This window comes from Flavobacterium sp. (assembly GCF_043778725.1).
Taxonomy (GTDB): Bacteria; Bacteroidota; Bacteroidia; order Flavobacteriales; family Flavobacteriaceae; genus Flavobacterium.
Genome location: NZ_JAYWFT010000092.1, coordinates 1 through 4844 on the forward strand (window position 1 = coordinate 1; position 4844 = coordinate 4844).

Here is a 4844-nt window from a genome sequence, read left to right on the forward strand (position 1 = left end):
ACCTTTGCAAAAATAATTAAGCAATGAATACTTTTGAGCAATTTAATCTTCCCAAATCTTTACAAAAAGCAATTGATGATTTAGGATTAACAACACCAACACCAATTCAAGAAAAATCTTTTTCTTCAATAATGTCGGGTAGAGATGTAATGGGAATTGCACAAACTGGAACCGGAAAAACATTGGCCTATTTATTGCCACTTTTAAAACAGTGGAAATTTGTAAATACCGACTCAGCACGATTAGTAATTTTAGTTCCTACAAGAGAATTAGTGGTACAAATAGTCGATGTTATTGAAAGTCTTACTAAATATATGTCAGTGCGAACACTTGGCATATATGGTGGTGTAAATATTAATACACAAAAAAAAGCCGTTTATCAAGGTATCGATATTTTAGTTGGAACTCCAGGTAGAACGATGGATTTAGCCTTAGACAATGTAATACGATTTGATTCATTGCAAAAATTGGTTATTGATGAATTTGATGAAATATTAAATCTTGGTTTTCGTTTTCAAGTAACTTCATTGTTAACAATGATGAGTAATAAACGTCAAAACATTTTGTTCTCAGCAACAATGACAGACGATGTTGATGCACTTTTAGAGGAATATTTTGATCTTCCAGAAGAGATTACACTTGCAGCTTCAGGAACTCCTTTAGAAAAAATTGAACAATTGGGGTATTATGTTCCCAATTTTTTGACAAAAATAAATCTTTTAAAACACCTTTTATCGTCTGATGAAACTACAGAGCGCGTATTGATTTTTGCAAATAATAAAAAAACCGTAGATTTAATTGCTGCAAGTATAGAGGAAACCTATGGAGATCAATTTGGAGTAATTCATTCCAATAAATCTCAAAATTATCGTTTAAATACTATGGCTTCTTTTCAAGCAGGAGAATTACGTGGTATTATAACAACCGATGTTATGGCACGTGGATTGGATATTTCTGATGTTACACACGTAATAAACTTTGAATTTACAGATATTCCAGAACAATATATTCATAGAATTGGAAGAACCGGACGTGCAGATAAATCGGGAACTGCAATAAGTTTTATAAGTCCTCTAGAAGAAGAAATTCAAATTGAAGCAGAAGTATTGATGGAAAAAGAAATTCAATTTTTAGATTTTCCAAAAGAAGTAGAAGTTGCTGTTAGGTTACTAGAATTTGAAAAAGACAGAAAAAAAGTAAAACAACTTTTAAAACGTCCCAAAAAAGAAGGAGGCGAAGCTTTTCATGAAAAATCATTAAAAAATAAAAAAGTTAATCTTGGTGGTCCAGCCAAAACGAAACCAAGAAAAACTGAATCTCGCAACCGTGGTGTAGAGCGTAAACGTGATGCAAAAAAGAAGAAATAATAGTATATTGTATTCTCTTTTTTTAAGTAAACATTATAAAAAAGCATGCAAATTCTAGAATAATAAATCGATTTTGCAGCTTTCTATCAAGAAACTATGAATAACGATTTCCTAAAATATCAGGCACAAACATCACCATATCCATTGGGAATGGAAGTTTCACATGCCGTTGGTTCTTATATTTTCGATACAAATAATAAAAAATATTTAGATTTTGTAGCAGGTGTTTCGGCTTGTTCGCTTGGACATCAAAACAAACGCGTTAATGACGCCATTAAAAATCAATTAGATAAATATTCACATGTAATGGTTTATGGCGAATATTCACAATCGCCAGCTGTAGAATATTGCAAATTATTAGTCGAAAATTTACCCAAAGAACTCAACAAAGTTTATTTAGTAAATTCGGGAACAGAAGCTTGTGAAGGTGCATTAAAACTTGTTCGTCGCGTTACTGGCAGAAGTCAGTTAATTTCATGCCATAATGCCTATCACGGAAACACGATGGGTTCAATGAGTGTGATGGGATTTGAAGAACGCAAGCAAATTTTTCGTCCGCTAATTCCCGATGTGGATTTTATTACTTTTAATAATGAAGACGATTTACAAAAAATAACTACCAAAACTGCCGGAATTATACTTGAAAGCATTCAAGGTGGCGCAGGATTTATTCAACCAGAAAACGACTTTTTAGCTAAAGTAAAAAAACGCTGTGAAGAAGTTGGTGCCTTAATGATTATTGACGAAATTCAACCTGGATTTGGAAGAACAGGAAAACTTTTTGGATTTGAAAACTACAATGTCGTTCCTGATGTTGTAATAATCGGAAAAGGAATGGCCGGTGGAATGCCAGTTGGCGGATTTATTGCCAATGAAAAACATATGGATTTATTGAGTGACAATCCAAAACTTGGTCATATTACTACATTTGGTGGACATCCTGTAATTGCCGCAGCATGTTTGGCAACTTTGCAAGAAGTTTTAGAAAAAGACTACACTAAACAATCATTAAAAAAAGAAAAACTTTTTCGAGAACTTTTGGTACATCCTTTGATACAAGAAGTTAGAGGAAAAGGACTTATGCTTGCAGCAATGACAAGTGATGCCGAAATAACAAATCAAGTAATTTTGCGTTGTCAAGATAAAGGTTTAATTCTATTTTGGTTATTATTTGAAGGAAAGGCAATTAGAATTACACCACCATTAACCATTTCAGAAGAGGAAATTAAAGAAGGTTGCAAGATTATTTTGGAAGTTATGGATGAAGTACAAAAAATTTCGAGTTGCGAGTTACAAGTTTTATAAATATTCTCAAAACTTTAAACTCGAAACCTATAACAAATTCATGTTAATTAAATTGTTCAAAACAAAAGCTGAAATTTCTTTAATAACAAACATTTTACTTACCTTTATATAAGCTAATCAATACAAAATAAGTATGCAATTAAGCGACGAAGAAGAAGACTACAACTTATCCTTATCTAAGTTTGAATCAATGTTAAAAACCAATAAGGTTTTGTTTTTTGATTCAGAAGAGTTTGAAGAAATTATTCTTCATTATCTTGATATGGGAAAAGCTAATTTGGCTAAAAAAGCATTAAAACTAGCTTTAGAACAACATCCTAAATCTACTGGACTAAAGCTAGTTCAGGTAGAAATGCTAGTCTATGATGACAAACTCGATATTGCAGAAAAAATGCTAAACGAGTTGTACGCCATTGAACCTACAAACGAAGAAATTTTTATTCAAAAAGCTAATATTTATTCTAAAAGAGACAACCACGAAAAAGCAGTTGAGCTTTTACAAGAAGCATTAAAACATACCGAAGATTATGCCGATGTGTATAACTTAATTGGGATGGAATATCTATTTATGGATAATTTAGAAAAAGCTAAAAAAAGCTTTATAAAATGTCTAGAAGAAGATATTGAAGACCAATCGGCTCTATACAATGTTGTATATTGTTATGAATTTTTAGACCAAAATGCAGATGCAATAGAATACATTAAAAAGTATATTGATAAAAATCCATACAGTGAAATTGCTTGGCACCAACAAGGAAGATTGCATTATGGATTGAAAGAATATGAAAATGCAGTTCGAGCATTTGAATATGCAACCTATATTGACGATGAATTTCTTGGTGCCTTCATGGAAAATGGAAAAGCACTAGAACGCTTAAAACGTTATGAAGAAGCCATAGAAAATTACCAAAGAACTATAGAATTAGATGATCCAACATCGTATGCATTATTACGTATTGGTAAATGTCATGAAAAACTTGGCCATAAAGCAGAAGCCATAAAATATTTTAATAAAACGGTTCATGAAGATCCTCTTCTAGATAAAGGTTGGATTGCCATAACCGATTTTTATGTTCGACAAAAAAACTACCCGAAGGCATTATATTATGTAAACAAAGCTTTAGCAATTGATGATCAAAATCGTGCTTATTGGAAGCGTTATGCAACAATAAATAAAGCCATGAATTTGTATGAAGAAGCCGAACATGGTTTTAGAAAAGCAGTAGAATATGGAGATGCCAATCTTGATACCTGGTTGTTTTGGGTTGATATTTTACAATATTTAGGAGAATTTGAAAATGCCATAATGACTTTACTTCAAGCATCAGAATTTTTTCCAGAAGAATATGAAGTAGAATATAGATTAGCAGGTTTTTATTTTTTACTTAACGAAGAAGAAAAAGGAACTTTTCATTTAAGTAATGGCTTGCGATTGAATATTAAAAACCGTACATTATTAGAAGAATTATTTCCATTAGTTTGGGAACGAAAAAGCGTACAAAAATACATTGCCAAACATAAAAAGTAGAATGAAAAAATTAGCATTACTGACTTTTTTATTGACAATTGGATTGTCCTATGGGCAAATTAAAAAAAAGAAAAATAACTTTAAAAAAGTAGTTTCAGCAACAAAAACAATTCATCCAAAAAATAAAGTTGGTTGTGTAATAGCTGCTCCAAATAGCGATTCTACATCAGTAATTTCACCTACAAGCTATGAACCAATGTCTCCCAAAGAAGATGAAAATATCATTTATAATATTGCTGGAATAGAAGTTAAGCCAGATTTTCCTGGCGGAGATAAATATCTTTTTTCATTCATTTCAAAAAATTTTCAGTACACTGATGAAATGAAAGAAAACGAGTTGAAAGGTAAAATAATTGCCTCATTTATTGTTGAAAAAGATGGCTCTATTAGTGCTATAAAAGTTACTCGCAGTATTGGTTTTGGCACAGAAAAGGAAGTTATAAGAGTTTTAAATTCAATGCCAAAATGGGCACCAGGAGAGCAAAATGGTAAAAAAGTTAGATGTTCTTATGTAATTCCAATTATGATTTATGCCACTAAATAATAAAAAATTCGGATTAATAGGTAAAAACATCTCCTATTCTTTTTCTAAAAAATATTTTTCAGATAAATTTTCTAAAGATTTATTTGATGACTGTACCTAT

General features: G+C 31.2%; 4 protein-coding genes. All 4 read left to right on the forward strand.

The annotated features are described in order from the left end of the window. Positions 1 to 23: 23 nt before the first annotated feature. Entirely contained in the window at positions 24 to 1367 is a 1344-nt protein-coding gene (locus ACH2CG_RS08290) for a DEAD/DEAH box helicase (RefSeq protein WP_395064069.1), read from the forward strand. A gap of 96 nt (positions 1368 to 1463) precedes the next feature. Further along, positions 1464 to 2672 (forward strand): aspartate aminotransferase family protein, encoded by a 1209-nt coding sequence (locus ACH2CG_RS08295; protein ID WP_395064071.1) that lies wholly within the window; start codon positions 1464 to 1466, stop codon positions 2670 to 2672. A gap of 133 nt (positions 2673 to 2805) precedes the next feature. Continuing rightward, complete coding sequence (locus ACH2CG_RS08300) at positions 2806 to 4200, forward strand: tetratricopeptide repeat protein (RefSeq protein WP_395064073.1); 1395 nt, start codon at positions 2806 to 2808, stop codon at positions 4198 to 4200. Position 4201: 1 nt separating this feature from the next. Next, entirely contained in the window at positions 4202 to 4744 is a 543-nt protein-coding gene (locus ACH2CG_RS08305; RefSeq protein WP_395064074.1) for an energy transducer TonB, read from the forward strand. Positions 4745 to 4844: the final 100 nt, after the last annotated feature.

What these genes read in the sequence shown, in the direction of transcription:
- ACH2CG_RS08295 (WP_395064071.1), top strand. Translation starts at nt 1,464, where the DNA reads ATGAATAACGATTTCCTAAAATATCAGGCACAAACATCACCATATCCA.
- ACH2CG_RS08300 (WP_395064073.1), top strand. Translation starts at nt 2,806, where the DNA reads ATGCAATTAAGCGACGAAGAAGAAGACTACAACTTATCCTTATCTAAG.
- ACH2CG_RS08290 (WP_395064069.1), top strand. Translation starts at nt 24, where the DNA reads ATGAATACTTTTGAGCAATTTAATCTTCCCAAATCTTTACAAAAAGCA.
- ACH2CG_RS08305 (WP_395064074.1), top strand. Translation starts at nt 4,202, where the DNA reads ATGAAAAAATTAGCATTACTGACTTTTTTATTGACAATTGGATTGTCC.